Genomic DNA, 20,294 nt, shown 5'->3' on the forward strand with positions numbered 1-20,294 from the left:
GAAGTAACATGAGCGAGAATAAAACCTATAACTTTACGGTAAGCATTGAATTAGATAGTAATAATGAAGCCGTATTTACTTATTATAAAAATGGTCAAAAAGTATCTGGCGGTGGAAAAGTTAACGAAAGAAACAGCCTAGGTATTTACACGTTAGATGATGCAACAATTGAGCAAGGTTTTGCATTTACAGAGGCAAGGTTTACAAATGTTGAAGGCGACTGCGCTCAAGATTTTAGTTTCTCTTTAATTGAGAACGGCCAGTCAATTCATATTGCTGATACAGATAAAAATACTGGTGTAGTGTGTATGATTTTCATCGTAGAGTGCAACGGAAAGAGCTATAAAAGCCGTGATCCTCAAGTGGAAAATGAAGAAGAGGTTTAATTAAGGCGCTAGTACTCACTAAGTTTATACAGTTCACAGGTTTTTAAGAACCTGTGAGCTATTTATAAAGACATTAAATTCAACAACTTAAAACCAGAAGGTTACCAGAAGGTATATTTGCTGTTTTTTTCATAAATTAGTAGACACCAAAAACGTATAGCAAAGCGTAAAGGAATTAACGTGTCTAACCAAACTAATAATAACAGCCAACTGTTGGCTACACATGTACAAACAGATCAAGTCGGTAGTAGCCTTTGTTCTTCACTTTCTCATCTGCAATTTGGTGCCTTAATTGAATTATTTAATGGCACTGCCGAAGGCATTTTTGTGATTGATCAGCATGGTAGTTTTGAGTTTGTTAACCCGGTAGCTGCTCAGTTATTGGGGGATTCACAGCAAGCGTTGATTGGTAAAAGTATACTGGACTTTTTATATAATACTGATCGCGACAAATACATGTATACATTATTAAACTGGTTAGACATAAAAGACACGCGACTTAACTTTGGCCCTAACGAAGTAAAAATAAATAAAACCGACGGCAGTATTATTGAAGCAGACTTATCACTATCAAGCATGCCAACAAGTATATCTAGTGCACAGAAATTATATGTTTGTGTATTACACGATCTTAGTTCACATAAAGCAATGTATAATAAATTGAAAATACAAGCTTCCACCGATCATTTAACAGGCTTAGCGAATAGATTAACGCTCGATGAGTCATTAAAAAAATATTGGGCTGACAGCATTCAAAGTAAACAAGCTTTGAGCTGTATACTCATCGATGTAGACCACTTTAAAAAGTTTAACGACACTTATGGCCATATTAAAGGCGATAAATGCCTGCAAAAAATAGCCAAGGTTATATCAAATTGTACGCCTTCTCGAGATTGTTTAGCAGCGCGATACGGCGGTGAAGAGTTTGCTATTATATTACCGCGTTGCAACCGCGAAAGTGCTAACGTGGTTGCTAAGAGTATTCAGCAACAAATAAATGCAATGACATTTAATGATATTGGCCTACCACCAGGTGTAAAAATTAGTGTAAGCCAAGGTATTGCGTGCGAGTTTAATAATCAATACCGCACTAGTGAAGCATTAGTCTGCGCCGCAGACACCGCACTTTACAGAGCAAAAACAGACGGTAGAAATAAAGTCATTACCAGTGCCTGATACGTTTTTTACCATTTATAAAAAGCGCTAATACCTTGAACTACATCGTTTAATGAGTTGATAAAAACACCTCTTACGCTATCAGTTATAAGTGTAATGAGGTGTTTTTTTATTATTTAAAAAAAGTGTAGTGGGTTTTTTGGGTTGGTTAGTTTAAGTCTTTTTTTAGTTTCGTGTAGAGATTCAAATGCCCTTGTTTTAGTTGCGCTTTATCTACCTCATTCAACATAGCTGCCGCTTTATCGCGGCGTTTACTTTGCCAATGCGCCTCAGCACTTCTTAATGTATAAACCGCATGAGTACCTTTGTTTTTAGGATATTGCATGTAAGCAAACGAGTCAGCATAGTATTTTATTGCTAAATCATAATTCGCTAGTAATTGGTGAGTACGGGCAACATTGCCAATTGCCAACGTTATTTTACTTTTATGATCGGTATTAATAATTGCGTCCAGTGCTAGTAAGCGAAACTTAAGTGCTTTTTCTAAATTCCCCCAGCTATGAAACACATTGGCTTTATTGGCATTAAGTTCAAAATGAAAAATAGGGTCTCTGCTTTTTGCAAACCGGCTACCAATATTCAAAAGCAAGTTATACGAGCGTTCCTTATCACCAAAAACATAATGTAAATTTGCCAGCTCGAGCAATCTAAAAGGATTTTCAAACGCACTATACATATTTTCGAGCTTCGCAATGGCCTTGTTAGCATAAATGATGGCTTGATCTTTATCTGTGCGTGAAATTGCTTTGGCGTAATAAAAATACAATTGTGTTTTGAATACCGTGGGAGTCGACTCTAAATCAATTAATGGCTCAACTTGAACGATAATTTCATCAAAATTTAAGGTGTCGTATAGGTAATCAATTTGAAGCGATTTAAGCTTATACCATGATTTAGTATATTGCGGCTCATGTTCTAACCCAGCTTCAATGTGCTCTATACAATTGTCGGTAGATAAGGTTAAGCAGTACTGTTCATGATCGCTAAAGTGCTCAGAAGCAAATGCAACTTTACATATAATTAAATAAAATAACGGTAAAGAAAAGAGTGCTTTAGTCATTACATTTTGTGCCCGTGAATACTTAGCTCTACCATAACATAAATTAATGGTGTGTTAATAAAGCTTCTGAGTAAAAGCTAAAACAACAATAAAAATCATGATTTCGATGTAAATGGCTGCTTTATCCAACCATTTACGCTCATCTTATTTTCACATGCCTTGAGTTTATTCACTTTGATACATTAAAGTAACAGCAAACTACCTAAACCTAAGAAGGTAACAAATCCCACAATATCAGTAACCGTAGTTAAAATAACCGACCCCGATAACGCAGGGTCTATTTTCATTTTGTCTAGAATTGATGGAATTATTACTCCAGACAATGATGCTGCCACTAAATTTAACAGTATCGCTACGGTAATTGTAATACTGAGCATAACATCATTAAACCAGAGGTTAGTCAGCACACCTATCACGATGGCCCATACACAACCATTAACTGCCCCTACCCGTAATTCTTTTTTCAGTAAGGCTTTACGGTTTGAATCGGTTACTTGGCCAAGCGCTAAACCACGCACTATTACAGTAAGCGTTTGACTACCGGCAATACCGCCCATTGAGGCAACCACTGGCATTAACACCGCAAGGGCCACTACTTGCTCAATAGTGGCTCCAAACAAGCCAATAAACCACGAGGCTAAAAAGGCCGTGGCCAAGTTAATACCTAACCAAATGCCACGGTTTTTTGCTGACTTTGCAACACTTGAGAACAAGTCTTCATCCTCGCGTAAACCACCGGCTTTAGCTGCGGCTTCGTCAGTCATTTCTTGGCGTAATTCGTAAGCCGATGAGACTTTTAATCGGCCAAGCAGTTTATTATCGGCATTAACCACAGGCATGGCCATTTTTTCACTGTGGATCACCACTTCAGCCGCTTCGTATAAGTCATCATCTGCGTGCAGCGAAGCTACATCTAAGTTGGCATAATCTAATAATGAATCTGCGTCATCCGCTTTAAATAAAGCGTTTACGCTCACTTCACCTATTAAACTGCCTTTACGACTGACTAAATAAATGACCTCGGTAAATTGCGGTAATCCTTTATGTAAAATCTTTTGTGCGCCACCTACGGTGAGCTTTTCTGATACTTTTAAAGCATCAAAATCAAGCCAGTGACCCAATTGCTCAGGATCAAATTGTTGTGCTAATTCATACTGCTTAGTTTGCACTTCATCGAGTTGCTGGCGAGCGTATGCAACAAACCGTTCAGGAATAAACTCTTCCAGCTCAAGTAACTCTGCAACGCTTACTTCGTCTAATAATGTAAAACCTTGGGTTTCATCTAAGGTTTGTAATAGCCAACGACAACTATCACCACCTAGATTTATAAATATTTCGTGTTGGGTGTCTTCATCAAGTAATTCCCATACTTCCAAGCGCTGCTCTTTTGGCAAGGCTTCAAATAATAGCGATAAATGCTCCGTGGAGAGTTTTTCTTTAGCATCCACTAATAATTTGTTTTTTCGTGTTGTGGTGTCGCACTGTAACAGTTCATCAATAAGCTGAGGAAGTTGATCAACAGGATACTCAATCATATTAATACTCGATAAAAGATTGTAATAACATGAGTCTAACTTAGGGTGACTAAAATTGGCTATTATATTTTTAACTGACTCGGCGTAATGCCAGTCCAACGCTTAAATGCTCGGCGAAAGTTAGGAATATCATAAAATGCAAGCCGATCAGCCACTCGTTCATTACCTTGCTGGCACACCCCCAGTAAATGCAGAGCTTTAAGTTTATTTTGCTCATCTTGTAATTGAGAATAACTGACACCGTGTTGTTTTAACTTACGTTTAAACGTAGCAGAGCTCATGGCAAAATGCTCAGCACTGTTAGCAAGGCTGTTGTTTTTATCACGGTAAATGCGCTGGCACACAGCCTCCACAAAAGACTGTGATACATTCTTATGTAACTCACTTTGCGCTATGCACTGCTGCCATCTAAGCTGACTAGCCTCTGGGTTTGTGCACTTAAGTAGTTGTTTATTAAAGTGCCAACGGGTATAGGGTTGTTCAAACCGTATTCGTAAGCCTAAGTGCTGCTCATATTCTTGAATATGCCGAGGGCGTTTACAAGTAAAGTCAAAATAACAATGTGGATACACATTACATACTCGTTTTAGCAAGCTCATTAACGCAGCGCTATATATTTCAAAACAATAATTTTTTAATGACTCGTCCATACCGATACTCGGTTGCAAGTACAGATATAAATCGTCTTTAAATATATGCCTACGGGTAAATAATAAAGGGGCAATAACGGTACTAATTTGTTGTAATTGCTTCAAAGCCATACCTAAACTGGGGCTTAAACGCACACTTTGCACTGCTGGGCTAACGTCATTAACCAATTGATGACCCAGTAAAAAGCCACTATCATTACTCTTCATTAAGGCTTTAAACTGGCTAATTAAAGCCAATAACTGCGATAAACTAAAGCGCTGTGATAGATCATATAAATCTTGCTCAAAAATACCCGTACCACGCAGCAATTTATGCAGCGGGATCCCTCGTCCTTGAGCAAGCTCCACCAGCGCAGTGATCATTCCCTCCGCGCTGAGGTATTTATCATCTAGACTAATATACTGCTGCACCTACAAGGGCCTTTTCTTGTTGTAATTGTTGATGTAACAGGCTGGTTTGCTGCACTGGATCTTGCGCTAAATCCATTGCCATGGTGGCGGTTAAAATATGCTGAAACTGTGCGCCTTTGCTTTTTGCGACTTTAAACGCACAATGGTTAAGCGCCGCTTTCATTTGCGCTAGTAATTCTTTGGCTTGGCTTTGGCTGGTATTCGGCATAAGCACAATAAAGCAATCTCCGGCATAGCGACAAAGCACATCATTCAAACGGCAATTCATTACTAATAAATCACTAATTTCTCGCAGTAACCTATCACCTTCACTAAAACCAAACTGCGCATTAAACTTTGCAAAATCACGAATATCAATAACACCTAAAGTGCCGCCTTGCTGCTCTGTTTGTTGTTGCTGTATGAGTGAATGTAAGTAGTTAACTCGGTATAACCCTGTTACAGGACAGACTTTTTCATGCTCTCGAAGATGCGCTTCACGACGACGCAATTGACGATTTAAAACAAATTGCTCTTGATGCCAATAATAAAGCCCTGCGCTGGTAAGCGACATACCAAACGGCGCTGGCAGTGACTCAAACCAGGTGAGCCATAATTGTGAAGGTTGCTTTAACCACTCATCGAGTAAATCGAGTGTGGCTGAGAACATAAACAAACCTAAACCTAACACTAATAAGGTAGTTACTTTGCCTGGCGGTCGTGAAATAAGTAACGCAACTATCCAGCTGAGGGTCATCAACACAATACCGCCCTCACCAACAATATCGAGCCACGCAATGTCTTGCCATTGCTTAAGTTCGCCAAAGTAAGCGCATATTGCTACAGCAATAACCAATAATAAAATGATGGTATTAGTTAATTTTGCATGGCTGGTAAATGGGTTATATCGCATTGTTTAAGTCTTCTAAGGTTTACACTATGCGTATGCTAGCGCGGTACTGATTTATTAGGCAGAGTCATTTTGGCTCATTGATATGACATTGAGATTAAAATTTTTAGGTATTTAACCTAGTAATAACCATTTTTAGTGCGCTGGAGCCGTGTTTAAACAGCTCAAATGTCTGTTTAAAAAGCGCTAAGTTGGCGTTTTGTCAGGAATTAACTGTAAAACTGTCACATTAGCGTCATTAACTTTTTTTAGTTTGCTCACCAAACCAAGGACAACCGGAGCAAATCAATGAAACAATTTAAGTTAAATGCTGTTGTGGCGGCATTAGCACTGAGCCAATTTAGTGTTAGCGTGAATGCACAAGAACAAACATCACCAAGAGAACCTGAAGTAAAGGTTTCTGAAGAGCTTGTGGTCTATGGTGAGATTGGTTATCGCAACCGCTCGCAAGAACTAGCGCCAACGCTTGAATATTCACAAGAATACTTTCAACGTTTTGAACCACTTACCGCGGGTGATGCACTAAAGCGTGTTCCTAGTGTGACTTTTTTATCTGACGTACTTGAATCAGACGGCGCTCGTATGCGCGGCTTAAGCCCTGCTTACACAAAAGTACTGATCAATGGCGAAGAAGTTCCGGGCGCCGGTGCTGACCGTTCATTTTTTGTCGACCGTATTCCAGCAGAATTAATTGAGCGTGTAGAAATTATTCGTTCATCAAGTGCCAACCGCTCTGCCGATGCTATAGCAGGCACACTTAATATTGTACTTCGCGATGGCTATAGCTTAGACGGCGGTTATATTCGCGCTGGTGGCTTACGTTACGATGACGGCGAACTAAAAGAAAGCTTTGCGGGCGTTTACGGTACTGAGTTTGCAGGTGGCCGTTTACTCGTAGGTGCCAATTTACAAGGTCGTTATAACCCAAAACAAAAATCAAGCAGACGTTATGGCGATAGCCCTGAAAATAACCCTAATTACGCAACAGACGATTTTGATAACCGTGAAGATCAATCTGATATCCGTGATGGTGATGATACCTCTTTAAATGCCAGCTTTGAAAAGGTGTTTGATAACGGTGGCAAGTTTGATATTAGCGCCATGTGGGTTGATACCGACCGTACCGAAGATGAGCGCTCTTTTGAATACGACGACGCATCTGCAACATCAGGCTCTGTCGTTGAGGGTGGTAATTTAATCTCAGATAACGCAAACGTTTCGTTTATTGACCAAACCAACTACAACATTAATTCTGGCTATGAATTACCACTACTGGGCGGTACTAGCAAATTTAAAGTAGGCTATGCCAGCTTTGAAGAGTCTGTATACGAACAAGAAGTTGAGCTTGATACGTCAGAGCTCCCAATGGTGTTTGAGGAAGCTGAAGAAACCGTTGATATCGATGATAAAGAATGGTCATTACAATGGCAGCACAGCTTACTGGTAGGTGACTCGAAAGAAGTTCAACTTGGTGCGTTTGTACAAGGCAAAGAGCGCGATACCGCCATTTTTGTCGCTGAAGATGAAAGTGATCAAACACTGACTGGATGGGCTCAATTTAGCGAGACGCCAATGTCATTAGCACAATTTAACAACGAATTTGAACCAGTAGACGGCGGTGTTAATAAACTTGAAGAAGATCGTTTTGATTTATTTGCGCTAATCAAGCACGAAGCGGATGTGTTCTCGTGGGAGATGGGGGTGCGGTGGGAGTCAACTGACTCAAGCATTACCGATACCAATGAAGGCGTTACTGCCGAAAATGATTATGACTTTTTCTTACCGTCGGCTCACTTTCGTTACAGCGTCAGTGATAACGGCCGAGTCAGTGCCTCTGTTGCTCGCAGCTTACGTCGCCCTGACTTTGACTACATGACACCCGCCCTACTTGAAGAAGAGCTCGCTGATAATGACTTTTTAGGCAACCCAAGCCTTAAACCAGAATCATCTTGGGGTATCGATTTAGGTTACGAATACCGTTTAGGTAAAAGTGGCGTTGTAGGTGTAAACGTATTTTACCGTGACGTTAGCGACCTTATTGAAATTGCCAGTACCGGTGTTGAAGGCTCAGAAGGCGAAGGCACATTTGTACTGCAACCACAAAATACCGGCGATGGTACGGTTCAAGGTATTGAGTTTGATTTATCAACCCCACTTAGCGCCTTGAACATGCCTAATACAGGTATCTTCTTAAATTACTCTTGGCTCGACAGTGAAGTTGAAGACAGTTTTGGTAAGCGCAAATTTAATGACCAATCGGATTATGTTTATAACGTTGGCTTTATCCAAGATTTACCAACTCTACGCGCATCATTTGGGGCAACGTACCGTAACCAAGGTGATGCATACGGACGCTTCGTGGGTGAAGAAGTGACAACCTCTTACGGTGCTGATTTAGAGCTTTTCGTTGAAAAGCGCTGGGATGACATCACTCTACGCCTTGTAGGTTCAAACTTACTGGATGCCAGCAAAGACGAAGTTTTCAATAAGTTTGACTCGCTTGATGATCAAAACAATCGTGCCTTTGATGAGTACGAGCTTGAATCGGAAGAAGCAGGCCCAGTGATTCAAGTAATGCTGCGTTACGCATTCTAATCGCACGTATTGTCATTTTAAGCACGTAATGGCAAAGCATCGCGTGCTTTTTTGGAGTTAAAACATGTTTAAATTGTCTTTCATAATGGCCGCGATACTGTGCTCATCAGCGCTTAGTGCAAACGAGCCTGTTGTTTATAAAGATGCACTATACCAACAACAAAAAATAGCTAAGTTAACTACGTTGCCTAATAGCCTTAACTTTATGGTTATTGGTGATTGGGGACACAACGGCCACTTTTACCAAAAAGAAGTGGCTCATCAGCTAGAAATTGCTATGTATCAAACCGATGCCGATTTTATTGTCTCGACCGGCGATAACTTTTACCCAAATGGCGTGGCAAGTGTGAACGATCCTCTTTGGCAATCAGCCTTTGAGAACATATACCATGGCCCGCACACATTTGAAGATTGGTATGTTGTTTTAGGTAATCACGATTACTTGGGTAATGCTCAAGCACAAATTGACTACACAAAAAAAAGCCAGCGCTGGCAGTTACCTGCAAGGTACTACAGTAAAACATTTACGCTTGAAAATAACGAGCAAGTGTTAATGGTTTTTTTAGATACCAATCCGATTCAGCCTGAATATAAAGACCGTGATAAATACAGTTCAACCCAAGGACAAGGCTATAAAACCCAGCTTACTTGGCTTGAAACCCAACTTGCTGGCAGTAAAGCAAAATGGAAAATTGTGGTAGGCCATCACCCGCTTTACTCAAGCGGCAAACGCTTTGGCCGCAACCAAGGGCTTCGCGACATTTTAGAACCTATTTTGGAGCGTCATAACGTGCATGCTTATATCGCAGGGCACGAGCACGACTTGCAATACAATCAACCAAAAAATAGCAAGGTGGCTCACTTTGTCTCTGGTGGTGGCAGTGAAGCACGGTTTGTAAAACAACGTGAATTTACCCGCTACGCAGAAGCAACACCTGGTTTTTTAAGTGTCTCTATCAATGGCGAAACTCTCAGTGTAAGCGCGATTAATCACCTTGGTGAAGTACGTTTTAGCACTGAAAAGCACATAGATAAGTAAAGGATAAAAGAATGAACTTTAAACTAAATACAATTTCAGCGGTACTAACAAGTGCTGTGCTTGTAACTGCGCTTGGCGGTTGTACAAGTAATGACGATACGCAAAACACGACAGAAATAGCAAAGCCGGCTGTTGAGGCTAAGTTATTTGGCCCACAACAAAACATGCAAGGCTCACAAGCAGCAGCGCTTGGTAATAATCAATGGCTAATGGCGAGCGAAAGCCAAGGCTTATTACTTGCCGATAACGAGAAAAGCAGTGTGCTGTTAGCCGGTAACTTTGAGTCAATTTCACTAAAACAATTATCAGCGCAGCAATTTTTACTCGCCAGTCTTGATAAGAGCCAAGATAACGTTGCTATTTTTAAGCTTATAAAAAATGGCCAAACTTGGCAGCTAAATGAACTCACTCGTATTAGTCCTCCTCAAGCCCAGCCTGATGCAGTGTGTTTATTTAAAAACAGCAATACCGAGACTGTATCAGCGTTTGTGCCAGATGTTAGAGGCCTGATCAGCGAAACTGTTATTTATGATTTAGCCACTAACCAAGCTAAAAATATCGCAGTACGTGAGTTCTCTGCGGTCACAGAGGCTTCTGGCTGTGCTGTTAATGATGACACTAAAACTCTGTATGTGGGTGAAGCAGAGCTAGGTGTGTGGGCTATCAATGCTGATGCAGAATCAGATGCCAATAAACAGCCTGTTGCTTTGGTACAGCCATACGGCGAATTAAACAGTGAGATTGGTGCTTTATCAGTATCACAAGACGGTACTTTATGGCTCAGCGCCACTGATGGTAATGTGGTTTATGCTTACCAAGCTCAAACAGACACGCTTAGCCAATGGTCACTTGCAGGTGAGCACACTATTGAGTCTGTTGCAGCAAGCTTTATTAATGACAATCAAGCGCAGCTAGTTTTGATTGATGATGAAATCGGCGCTTACATTCAAGCAAACGTTAACTACGCAGCGCAAACTTCTGTCTCAAATAGCAAAGTTGCTATGACTCACCTTCATGCCAGCGCACAAACCACACCGGTTGCAGCGTTTGGTGATGCAGCAGATGACCCAGCAATTTGGATAAATGAGCAAGATGCTAAAAACAGCTTAATTTTAGGCACAGATAAACGCCGCGGCTTGATGGTTTATGACCTTGCTGGCAACAAAGTACAGTCGCTCAATATAGGGCGTTTAAATAACGTTGATGTGCGTCAACATCAAGGTATAAACAACGAAACCCATACGTGGATCACTGCCAGCAACCGTACACTTAATAGCATTAGCGTATTTACTGTTGATGGAGAAAACAAAGTAAACCATGTAACAGAAGTCGAGACTAACCTACCTGAGATTTACGGCATGTGTATGTATTCGTCTGATTCTGGCCATTACGTATTTGTTAATGATAAATCAGGTTTATTCCAGCAATATAAACTCATCGGTGAGCAAAGTAATTTAAGTGGTGAACTGGTTAGAGAGTTTACCCTACCAAGTCAGCCTGAAGGCTGTAGTGCTGATGATAAACTAGGCCAATTATTTGCAGGTGAAGAAGATGCAGGTATTTGGTATATCGGCGCAGAGCCTACCGCTGGTAACAAAGCAGTAAAGCTACAAAGTGTTAATGAACAACTGGTGGCAGATGTAGAAGGTATGGAAATTTATCATGCTAATGATGCGCGCTATTTAGTGGTATCAAGCCAAGGCGATAATAGCTATGTGCTTTACAATATATCAGATGATACACAGCCGAGTTTAAGCTTTGCTGGTAAGTTTAATGTGATTGCTAACCTAGATAAAGGCATTGATGGCGTAGGTGAAACTGACGGTTTAACCGTTACAGCTAAAGCTTTACCAGGTTATCCTGAGGGCATGCTTATAGTGCAAGACGGCTACAACCGTATGCCACTGCAACCACAAAACTTTAAAGTTATTGACTGGCGCGAAGTGAAAAAAGCCATCAAATAATCAAACTCGAAAAAGTTTATTGATAAAAATGCCGCGATTAAGCGGCATTTTTTTCGCCCTGTCATGATTAGCCTAATTTAAGTAAACACTTGCCACTCTTCACTAAAAAATGTAGTCATTGCTGTATTGCCATTTAACTTAATGACGTGCTGATTAATCTCAATTATCTTGTTCAAAAAATTGGGGCGTCATAGGATGGTGTTTTATTATACAAAAATGAAAAACTATGAAATTAAATTCATTACTAACATTAAGTTCGGCGCTACTATGTGCTTCCTATAGCGTAAACCTTTACGCAAATGACACCTTCACAGCCGAAGATATTTTCCAGCTAGAGTATGTTAACAATCCACAAATAAGCCCTGATGGTAAGAAAATCATTTACCTAAGAAGTGGTTATGACATCATGAAAGATTCTGCAAAACGCAGTATTTGGATGTACGATGTAAAACAAAATCAGCATTACCCATTACTCGCTGATGAACACAATTACGGGCAACCGACTTGGTCACCGGATGCTAAAAAAATCGCGTTTACTTCTAATCGAAGCGGCAGTAATCAACTTTACGTTTATTGGTTAGAGCAAGACAAATTAGCGTTATTAACGCAGCTGCCAAAATCAATTCGCAGTCTAAGCTGGTCTAATAATTCTAATAACATCGCATTTACGATGAATGTACCTGCTGGTAAAACGGACTTTGTAAAGTCAGTTCAATTACCTAAAAAGCCTAAAGGAGCATCTTGGTCAAAGCCTGTAAAGGTTTATGAAAAAGCTCGCTATCAAGCAGACGGCTCTGGCTATTTAGAGCCAGCCTATCGTCATGTATTTGTTGTACCCGCTAATGGCGGCACAGCGCGGCAGTTAACGACTGGGAATTTCCAGCATTATGGGCCACTTGCATGGTCTCCTAATGATAGTAAACTTGCTTTTTCATCAGATCAAAATGCTGATTGGGAATACCGTGCCACTGAATCTGATTTATATGAAGTTAGCATAAACGAAGGTTCTTATACCCAATTAACTCAATTACCTGGGCGAGAGTCTAGCCCGACTTACTCAGCAAATGGCAAACAAATTGCTTTTATTGCCCGAGATAATGCACCTGTTCCGTATATAAATTCCACACTCAATATCATCACTAAAAGTAGTAAAAAAATTGCTAATGTAAGTAATAACTTTGACCGCTCAGTGGCTGATTACAAATGGACAGGTAAAGGTGATTTTGTTATTCAATATGATGACTTTGGTAAGCGCAAGCTGGCAAAATTATCATTCAAAGGTAAAGTATCAGACCTAGTTGATTCACTATCAGGTACTTCAATCGGTCGTCCGTATATCAGTGGTAGTTTTAGTCTCGCTAAAAATGGAGCAATTGCCTATACCAAAGGCAGTAGTCAACGCCCTGCTGATTTAGCGTACTTATACAAAGGAAAAAGCAAAACCTTAACTGCTTTAAATGAAGACTTACTCGGGCATAAACAATTGGGTGAAGTCCATGAGTTAAATGTTAAGTCATCATTTGATAATGAAAATATTCAAGGTTGGTACATTACCCCGCCTAATTTCGACAAAACTAAAAAGTATCCTTTATTGCTTGAAATTCACGGTGGTCCACATCTCGCCTACGGCCCTAGTTTTACAGCTGAGCTTCAACGATACGCCAGTGAAGGTTATGTTGTGGTATATGTAAATTACCGAGGCTCAACCAGTTACGGTAAAGACTTTGCCTTATTACTCGATGGAAAATATAGCTCAAAAGAAGACTTTGCTGATCATAATTCAGCGGTTGATGCCATGATAGCTAAAGGGTTTATTGATGAAGAAAACTTATTTATTGCCGGTGGCTCTGCAGGCGGTATTGCCACAGCTTACGCTATTGGCTTAACTGACCGTTTTAACGCCGCAGCAATCACCAAGCCGGTAATTAACTGGCTGAGTAAAACGTTAACGGCTGACAGTTATATCGGCCAAATCCGCAATCAATTCCCAGGTATGCCTTGGGATAATGTGGAGCATTATTGGCAGCGTTCACCATTATCATTAGTAGGCAATGTTACAACACCAGCCTTACTGATGACAGGTGAAGAAGACCGCCGCACGCCGATTTCAGAATCTGAGCAGTTTTATCAAGCGCTGAAATTACAAAAAGTAGACACGGTGCTTATTCGCGTACCGGGTTCACCCCATGGTATTGCAGGACGCCCATCTCGTATGATCTCTAAAGTAGAACACACGTTAGCGTGGTTTGAGCGATACAAGAAATAACTCTATCTCTGTAATCTAGTAATAGCTTATTTATAAAAAATGCCGCTTAATTGCGGCATTTTTTTGTTTGTCTATTTTATTGCGTAATATTGATTACTAATTACTTAAACCAACCTTGAAAGCGTTCCATCAACATATAATTTACTGGCACCAGTAACAAGGTAATGAATGTTGCAAAGATAATACCAAAGCCAAGGCTTACTGCCATCGGTATTAAAAACTGTGCTTGAGTAGCTTTTTCAAACAGTAACGGCATTAAGCCGATAAACGTCGTCAAACTGGTTAACATGACAGGACGAAAGCGTGCAACACCTGCTGTTTTCACAGCGTCCATTAACTCAAGCCCTTCATTACGTTTTTTATTAATGAAATCGACCAATACTAAGGAGTCATTCACCACAACACCAATTAATGCCAGCATACCGAGCAGGCTCATAATGGTGAGCTCCATTCCCATGATCCAATGCCCGATGACAGCGCCAATCATGCCAAATGGGATGATGCTCATGACGACTAATGGTTGTAAGTAAGACTTAAATGGGATCGCAAGCAAGCCATAAATAACAAAGAATACAAATACCATGCCCCAAAGTAACGAACCAAACGATTCGCGCTGCTCTTTGGCTTCGCCCTCTAAAGAGTGGCTGATACCTGGGTATTGCTGTACTAACTCGTCTAAATAGGTTTTTAGATCCGCTTGTAGTACTGTCATGTTAGTGTCGGTTTTTTCTACATCCGCTGAGACATTGAGCGTGCGATAACGGTCAATTCGACTGATTGTTGATGGGCTTTGACCCGGCACTAAAGTCGCGACATGCGATAACGGCACTCGCCCGCCACTTGGGGTTTGAATTAGTATATCTTTTAAGTCTGCCACTGAGCGCCTTTCATCAATCGGTAAACGCACCATTACACGGACGTCGTCACGGCCACGTTGAATGCGCTGTACTTGGACACCAAAAAATGAGTTGCGCACTTGTCTTGATACATCAACCCTATTTAATCCCAGTGCCAAACCTTGCTCAGTTAACTCTATTTGCAGCTCTTCTTTACCATCCGACATACTATCTGCGATATCAAACACACTTGGGTACGTTGCCAACCGCTGCTTTATTTGCTCTGCCACCGTTTGCAACGTTGCGATAGAATTACCCGATAATTGAATATCGATTGGGCTTGAGCTCCTGCCTATTTCAGCTCTAAACGTAAGGCTTTCGGCACCTGGGATCACCCCAATGAGTTGCCGCCACTCTTTTACTAACTCTCGTGAGCCAATATCAGACTCTCGCTTTTCAGCAGGAGTGATTTCAAAACGAACACTGCCTGAGTTAGCTGCGCCGCCTCTGCCACCAGTGCTGGCTAAAATATTGAGAATAATACTTTCACCGGTTTCGTCATCTCGGTATTTACTTTGCAGCTCGCGGGCTTTGTCTGACATATCAATAATGTATTTATTGGTCACTTCAAACGGTGTACCCGCTGGGAAGGTTAAATTAACCCGCACAGTTTCGCTAGGAATACGCGGGAAGAAAATAAACTTAGTCCACCCGCTGGTGATCATGGTTAGGATGATTAAGAAAACCCCCATAAACAAGCTGACTGTTGCCAGTTTATTGCGCAGCGCTAGGCCAAGTACAGGCTGGTAATACTTTAAAATAGCGTGCTCAAACCCATCAGCAAATCGCTGTTGTAATCGCTCTAACTTAGAGCCTTCACCTTTTTGATGACGCAATTTAATGTATTTCAAATGTGCGGGTAACACGAATTTAGACTCGATAAGAGAAAATAATAAAACAGGAATAACCACTACAGGTATTTGGGCGAAAATAGCTCCTCGCGCTCCTTCAATAAAGCCCAGAGGTAAAAATGCAGCAACCGTCGTCAACACACCAAATGTCACTGGCGTTGCCACTTCTTGAGTCCCTTTAATGGCCGCTTCTTCTCCTGATTTAGCTGTTTTTAAATGAGTATAGACGTTCTCCCCGGTGACAATGGCGTCGTCCACCACAATCCCCAGCACTAAAATAAAGCCAAATAAACTGATTACATTAATGGTGACGCCAAATGCAGCCATCGCCATAAATGCGCCCATAAACGATACTGGAATACCAATAAACACCCAAAATGCAATCGCGGGTCTTAAAAATAAAGTCAGTAAGCCCAGCACCAAAATACCGCCCTGCAAGGCATTACTCGTTAAGGTAGCGATACGGCTTTTAACAACTTCGGAATCATCATCCCAGTAGCTTAAATAAAACCCTTGCGGTAAATTAGCTTGCTCGCTGGTAATGTAATTTTTAACCGCATCGGCTACTTCTATCGCGCTTTGTGGGCCAATACGATACACATCAATAAACGCAGCCTGCTTACCATTAAAACGTGTTCGTACAGGGGTTTCTTCAAAATCATCGTTGACAGTTGCAATATCGCTTAGACGAATAATCGTACCATCTGCTTGGTTTTTGATGGCAATATTAGCAAATTCATCTTTACGATAAGCCTGCCCTTTTGAACGAATGAGTACATCTCCCCCCTCAGTTTTTAAATTACCAGCGGAGATATCAGAGCTGGAGTTGGCAATGGCATTAGAGATTTGTGCCAATGTTAAATCATATTGGCGCAGTGTATCTTGGCTTACTTCAATGGCGAGTTCGTAATTGCGTACACCGCTTAATTCAACCTGTGTAATGGCGGGTATACGCAAAAGATCGTCGCGCACTTGCTCGGCATATTCTAGTGTTTCTTTTTCGTTGTAATCACTTGAAACGGTCACTGCGATGACTTCGCGTTTTCGCTGTATTAAACCAATTACTGGCTTTTCAGCATCCGCTGGAAAGGTATTGATTGCATCTACACGGCTTTTAATATCCGCTAATATTTCGCGCTCGTCATAGCCGGTATCAACCTCAACACTCACTTGAGATGAGCCTTCAGACGAACGACTCGATATTTGTTTAATCCCTTCGAGATCCTGAAGTGCCTCTTCTATGCGTATCGTGACACCTTTTTCAGCATCTTCTGGGGTTGAGCCACGTAAGCTCACACTGATGTTAATTCGATCAGAAACAAATGAAGGGAATACCTCCAGCGGTAACTTGGACGATATGCTAAATAATCCACCCAGCACAATACTTATCAGTAATAAGTTGGCAGCCACATGGTTACGAGTAAACCAAGCTATCATGGCTGTTCTCCTCGTTTTTGAGCTTTCTTCGTCTGCTCACCAATGATTTGCACAGGCGTACCTGAACTTACCTGACCCAGCGGCGTAAGAACAAGTTGATTACCTGCTTTAAGCCCTTTACTAACAATACCTTGCTGTGCATTTTGCCATGCTAAAGCAATGTCTTTACGTTGTAGCACACCATTTTCAACAACATACACATAAGTACCTTGGTAGATAGCGCTGTTTGGAATGACCAAGACTTGCTCGGCCACTTTGCCATCAATTTTAGCTTTTACATACTGCCCAATTTTTACCGGGTATTGATTGTTACTGGTTGATTTGTAAGGGTCGTTAATCTTAGCCACAACATAAAGCTGCTGTGCGCTTTCATCGATTGCGCCTTCAGTGCGAATAAGCTGACCTTGCCACTTTTGCTCGCCAATTAAATTAGAGGTAAAGTTAACGGCTGAACCACGTGCGTTAGTCGACCCATCAGTGTATTGCTCTGGTAGATTAATAAAAGGAAGATCTTTATTTTTTAATGGTAAGCGGATTTCAACACTGTCAGTCGCAAATATAGTGGCTAACTGCATGTTATTAGATACGACTTGTCCAATATCGACAGTTCTGCTTAAAACTCGTCCCGCATATGGTGCCTTTATTTTTGTTCGCTCAAGGTTAAGCTCCGCTTTTTCTACCTGTGCTTGTGCAGAAAGTACCTGGGCTTGAGCGGCTGCTAGTTGAGGCTTTCGAAGCACTAAAACACTTGGCTCAGATTCATTCCCTAAACGCTGCCAGTCAGTCAGGGCTTGACGCCCTCTTGCTTGCTCTTCAAACAAGTTTTGCTCTGCATTAAGAAGGTTTGCTTGAGCCGATTTAACTTCCGCTTTTAAATCACGGTCATCTAACTGCAATAGCACATCACCTTCACTAAAGAACCCCCCATCACGAAACTGCTCATTGATAGCTGTTATTTGACCCGCTACCTGAGCCACTAACATACTTTGTGTTCGTGGCTTTACAGTGCCAAAACTATCGATTTGTACCGTATAATCAATTGGTTTTAGCTGCTCTACTGCAACATTAATTTTGGCTTTCGGCGGCGCAGAAAAGCGAGATGCTTTAGGTGGATTACCTTTGATAAACATAATTAAAAATACAGTCGCAATAATAATGACGGTTGGAATAATTACTTTTTGTTTATTGATTTTCATAATGCTTGCTCATCCTGTGCGGATCTTGATTTTGCAAAATCGCCACCTAGGGCAACATGTAAATTGATTCGATTGGTTAATAACTGGTTTTTTATGTCGATGAGTGAGCTTTGAGCATCAAACGAACGTGCTTGCGCGTCTAATACTGTGGTGTAACTCACTAAGCCACTTTGATATTGCTCAAATGATAATTGCTCTGCTGCCAGTGCATTTTCTTGAGCTTGTAACGTACTTTGATAACGTGCTTGTAAAGACTGTTGCTGTGCAATGGCATTTTCAACGCCGCCGAAAGCATCATATAAAGCATTAAGGTAGGCTTGCTCTTGCTTTTGCGTGTTTAACCTTGCTATTTCTTCGTTAGCTTCTAATCGACCGCCTGCAAAAATAGGCGCTGAAATGCCGCCGATTAATGACCATGCTAGGCTAGATGGCGAAAATAAATCACTTACCCTGTCTGTGCTGTCACTCACACCTGCCGATAAATTTAAGCTTGGAAAGCGCTGCTTATGGGCATAAGCCAATGAGGCATCAGCAGCTAACAATTGATACCAACTAGCCCGTAATGCTGGCTTGCGAGTGATTAGTTCAGAAGGTATACCTAAAGGGACATTCTCTTTGATAACAGGCAACTGTTGATTTGCTTCAAGCGCTCCGCGCGGGTAATCTCCAAGCAAGCGCTCGAGTGTACGCGCAGCTTTAGTTAAATTCGCCTGTTGAGTAGCAATACGTGAACGCTCATTATTTAGCTCATTTCGCGCCAAGTACACGTCCAATGCTTGGTTTAAACCTTGACGATAACCGGACTCAATAATTTCTAAATTCTGTTGCGTGTTAGCTTCTCTACGTTTAAATAGCTCAAGTAGTTGCTCAGCACTTATAAGATTGAACCAGCTGATTACAACGTCAGCAACTAATTGTTGTTTCTGCTGCTCATAGCGTGCTTGCTGAGCTAAGTAAGTGAGGTTATCCCTGCGTTTTGCGTCAGAAAGTTTACCCCATAAATCAATCTCATAACCAAGCTCCAAAGTGAGTGAGCTTGAATTATTGTAACTAACAGGACGGTTCCCTTTACTACGACCAACGCGAGAGGATATATCCAAACTCGGCCATAATGCAGATCCTGAAACAATGAGTTGTTGTTTTTGTATTTCTACATCATAACGACTTTGGATGAGTTGCTGGTTATTTTTAAGCGCACTGAAAACCAGTTGCTCAACAGCAGGCGTTGCTAAATCATCAAACCATGCATGATCCACTGAAGTAACTGACTCAAGGGCCTTTTGTTGCCACTGGACTGGGATTTCATTGGGAACTTGCTTTCGTTCTTGCGGGTTCAAAGTACTTGCACAGCCACTGAGCAGCATAATACTTATCGCCAATAAAGATGGCTTATGTTGCCAAATCATATTTAAACCTGATTAATGCTATTTATGAGCGTTATTCAAACAGCTTATTGAGCATCGCTCAATTCACTTTACATAACATTACATATTTAGCGATATAATTATAAGTTGTATCAATACGCCAAAAATTAACATGTTGATCACAAAATAATTTACATATATCTACCAACTCAATAAATACGAAAAACCCTGATGTTTATTCGAACATTTGAATTTCAATAATCAGAATAGGTGCTTGGAAGTTTGGGGGAATTGAAGAGCTCAGAGGATTTAAAATAATAAAAAAAAGCCCTGCGGATGCAGGGCTTTAATATAAATGGTGCCTCGACCCGGAATCGAACCAGGGACACGAGGATTTTCAATCCTCTGCTCTACCAACTGAGCTATCGAGGCACTTAAACAGTGCTTGTTAAATGTTCAATTGAACAGATAACTAAATAAATGGTGCCGACTAACCGAGCCGAACGGATAACTTAAATGAATTACTGATTACAAGTCAGTTGCTCTGTTCAAATTATCGAAATAAATGGTGCCGACTAA

Annotated in this window: 13 protein-coding genes and 1 tRNA gene; 6 read left to right on the forward strand and 8 right to left on the reverse strand. The window is 41.1% G+C overall.

The features are described from left to right. Positions 1–8: 8 nt before the first annotated feature. Complete coding sequence (locus CSC79_RS16970) at positions 9–386, forward strand: DP-EP family protein (RefSeq protein ID WP_099296935.1); 378 nt, start codon at positions 9–11, stop codon at positions 384–386. Between the two features lie 210 nt (positions 387–596). Beyond that, complete coding sequence (locus CSC79_RS16975) at positions 597–1,562, forward strand: diguanylate cyclase (protein WP_343256253.1); 966 nt, start codon at positions 597–599, stop codon at positions 1,560–1,562. A 148-nt stretch (positions 1,563–1,710) separates the two neighbouring features. On the opposite strand, the gene CSC79_RS16980 is transcribed toward CSC79_RS16975, so the two are convergent. From CSC79_RS16980 to CSC79_RS16995, 4 genes are all read right to left on the reverse strand, one after another. Beyond that, positions 1,711–2,622: a hypothetical protein gene (locus CSC79_RS16980; RefSeq protein WP_099296937.1), complete on the reverse strand. Its 912-nt coding sequence runs from the start codon at positions 2,620–2,622 to the stop codon at positions 1,711–1,713. A gap of 182 nt (positions 2,623–2,804) precedes the next feature. Next, positions 2,805–4,157 carry a magnesium transporter gene (locus tag CSC79_RS16985; protein WP_099296947.1) on the reverse strand — a complete coding sequence of 451 codons (1,353 nt, stop codon included), beginning with the start codon at positions 4,155–4,157 and terminating at the stop codon, positions 2,805–2,807. Positions 4,158–4,219: 62 nt separating this feature from the next. Next, positions 4,220–5,218: an AraC family transcriptional regulator ligand-binding domain-containing protein gene (locus CSC79_RS16990; protein WP_055011644.1), complete on the reverse strand. Its 999-nt coding sequence runs from the start codon at positions 5,216–5,218 to the stop codon at positions 4,220–4,222. Next, positions 5,202–6,110: a GGDEF domain-containing protein gene (locus tag CSC79_RS16995; RefSeq protein WP_099296938.1), complete on the reverse strand. Its 909-nt coding sequence runs from the start codon at positions 6,108–6,110 to the stop codon at positions 5,202–5,204. Before CSC79_RS16995 ends, CSC79_RS16990 begins: the two co-directional genes overlap by 17 nt. Positions 6,111–6,395: 285 nt before the next feature. Between CSC79_RS16995 and CSC79_RS17000 the strand changes: the two genes are divergently transcribed. The 4 genes from CSC79_RS17000 (at position 6,396) to CSC79_RS17015 (ending at position 13,971) form a co-directional block, all read left to right on the forward strand. Beyond that, positions 6,396–8,702, forward strand: coding sequence for a TonB-dependent receptor (locus tag CSC79_RS17000; protein WP_099296939.1), 2,307 nt, complete (start codon positions 6,396–6,398; stop codon positions 8,700–8,702). A gap of 64 nt (positions 8,703–8,766) precedes the next feature. Then, the gene (locus tag CSC79_RS17005) at positions 8,767–9,741 is read left to right on the forward strand and encodes a metallophosphoesterase (protein WP_099296940.1); all 975 of its coding nucleotides are present in this window, start codon (positions 8,767–8,769) and stop codon (positions 9,739–9,741) included. An 11-nt stretch (positions 9,742–9,752) separates the two neighbouring features. Further along, positions 9,753–11,705, forward strand: a complete 1,953-nt coding sequence (locus tag CSC79_RS17010; protein ID WP_099296941.1) for a phytase — start codon at positions 9,753–9,755, stop codon at positions 11,703–11,705. A 226-nt stretch (positions 11,706–11,931) separates the two neighbouring features. Further along, positions 11,932–13,971, forward strand: a complete 2,040-nt coding sequence (locus CSC79_RS17015; protein ID WP_099296942.1) for a S9 family peptidase — start codon at positions 11,932–11,934, stop codon at positions 13,969–13,971. A 100-nt stretch (positions 13,972–14,071) separates the two neighbouring features. Here the strand turns inward: CSC79_RS17015 and CSC79_RS17020 are convergent, their stop codons facing one another. From CSC79_RS17020 to CSC79_RS17035, 4 genes are all read right to left on the reverse strand, one after another. After that, complete coding sequence (locus CSC79_RS17020) at positions 14,072–17,155, reverse strand: efflux RND transporter permease subunit (protein WP_099296943.1); 3,084 nt, start codon at positions 17,153–17,155, stop codon at positions 14,072–14,074. Next, entirely contained in the window at positions 17,152–18,351 is a 1,200-nt protein-coding gene (locus CSC79_RS17025) for an efflux RND transporter periplasmic adaptor subunit (RefSeq protein ID WP_099296944.1), read from the reverse strand. The genes CSC79_RS17020 and CSC79_RS17025 overlap by 4 nt, the downstream gene beginning before the upstream one ends. Next, positions 18,348–19,757, reverse strand: a complete 1,410-nt coding sequence (locus CSC79_RS17030; RefSeq protein WP_099296945.1) for a TolC family protein — start codon at positions 19,755–19,757, stop codon at positions 18,348–18,350. The genes CSC79_RS17025 and CSC79_RS17030 overlap by 4 nt, the downstream gene beginning before the upstream one ends. 314 nt (positions 19,758–20,071) lie before the next feature. Next, positions 20,072–20,147: transfer RNA gene (locus CSC79_RS17035), tRNA-Phe, on the reverse strand. Positions 20,148–20,294: the final 147 nt, after the last annotated feature.

Origin of the sequence: Pseudoalteromonas sp. 3D05 (assembly GCF_002723455.1) — a bacterium.
Classification (GTDB): domain Bacteria; phylum Pseudomonadota; class Gammaproteobacteria; order Enterobacterales; family Alteromonadaceae; genus Pseudoalteromonas.

Coding starts and splice junctions, on each gene's coding strand:
- CSC79_RS16970 (WP_099296935.1), top strand. CDS start 9: ATGAGCGAGAATAAAACCTATAACTTTACGGTAAGCATTGAATTAGAT.
- CSC79_RS16980 (WP_099296937.1), bottom strand. CDS start 2,622: ATGACTAAAGCACTCTTTTCTTTACCGTTATTTTATTTAATTATATGT.
- CSC79_RS16985 (WP_099296947.1), bottom strand. CDS start 4,157: ATGATTGAGTATCCTGTTGATCAACTTCCTCAGCTTATTGATGAACTG.
- CSC79_RS16995 (WP_099296938.1), bottom strand. CDS start 6,110: ATGCGATATAACCCATTTACCAGCCATGCAAAATTAACTAATACCATC.
- CSC79_RS17000 (WP_099296939.1), top strand. CDS start 6,396: ATGAAACAATTTAAGTTAAATGCTGTTGTGGCGGCATTAGCACTGAGC.
- CSC79_RS17005 (WP_099296940.1), top strand. CDS start 8,767: ATGTTTAAATTGTCTTTCATAATGGCCGCGATACTGTGCTCATCAGCG.
- CSC79_RS17010 (WP_099296941.1), top strand. CDS start 9,753: ATGAACTTTAAACTAAATACAATTTCAGCGGTACTAACAAGTGCTGTG.
- CSC79_RS17015 (WP_099296942.1), top strand. CDS start 11,932: ATGAAATTAAATTCATTACTAACATTAAGTTCGGCGCTACTATGTGCT.
- CSC79_RS17020 (WP_099296943.1), bottom strand. CDS start 17,155: ATGATAGCTTGGTTTACTCGTAACCATGTGGCTGCCAACTTATTACTG.
- CSC79_RS17025 (WP_099296944.1), bottom strand. CDS start 18,351: ATGAAAATCAATAAACAAAAAGTAATTATTCCAACCGTCATTATTATT.
- CSC79_RS17030 (WP_099296945.1), bottom strand. CDS start 19,757: ATGATTTGGCAACATAAGCCATCTTTATTGGCGATAAGTATTATGCTG.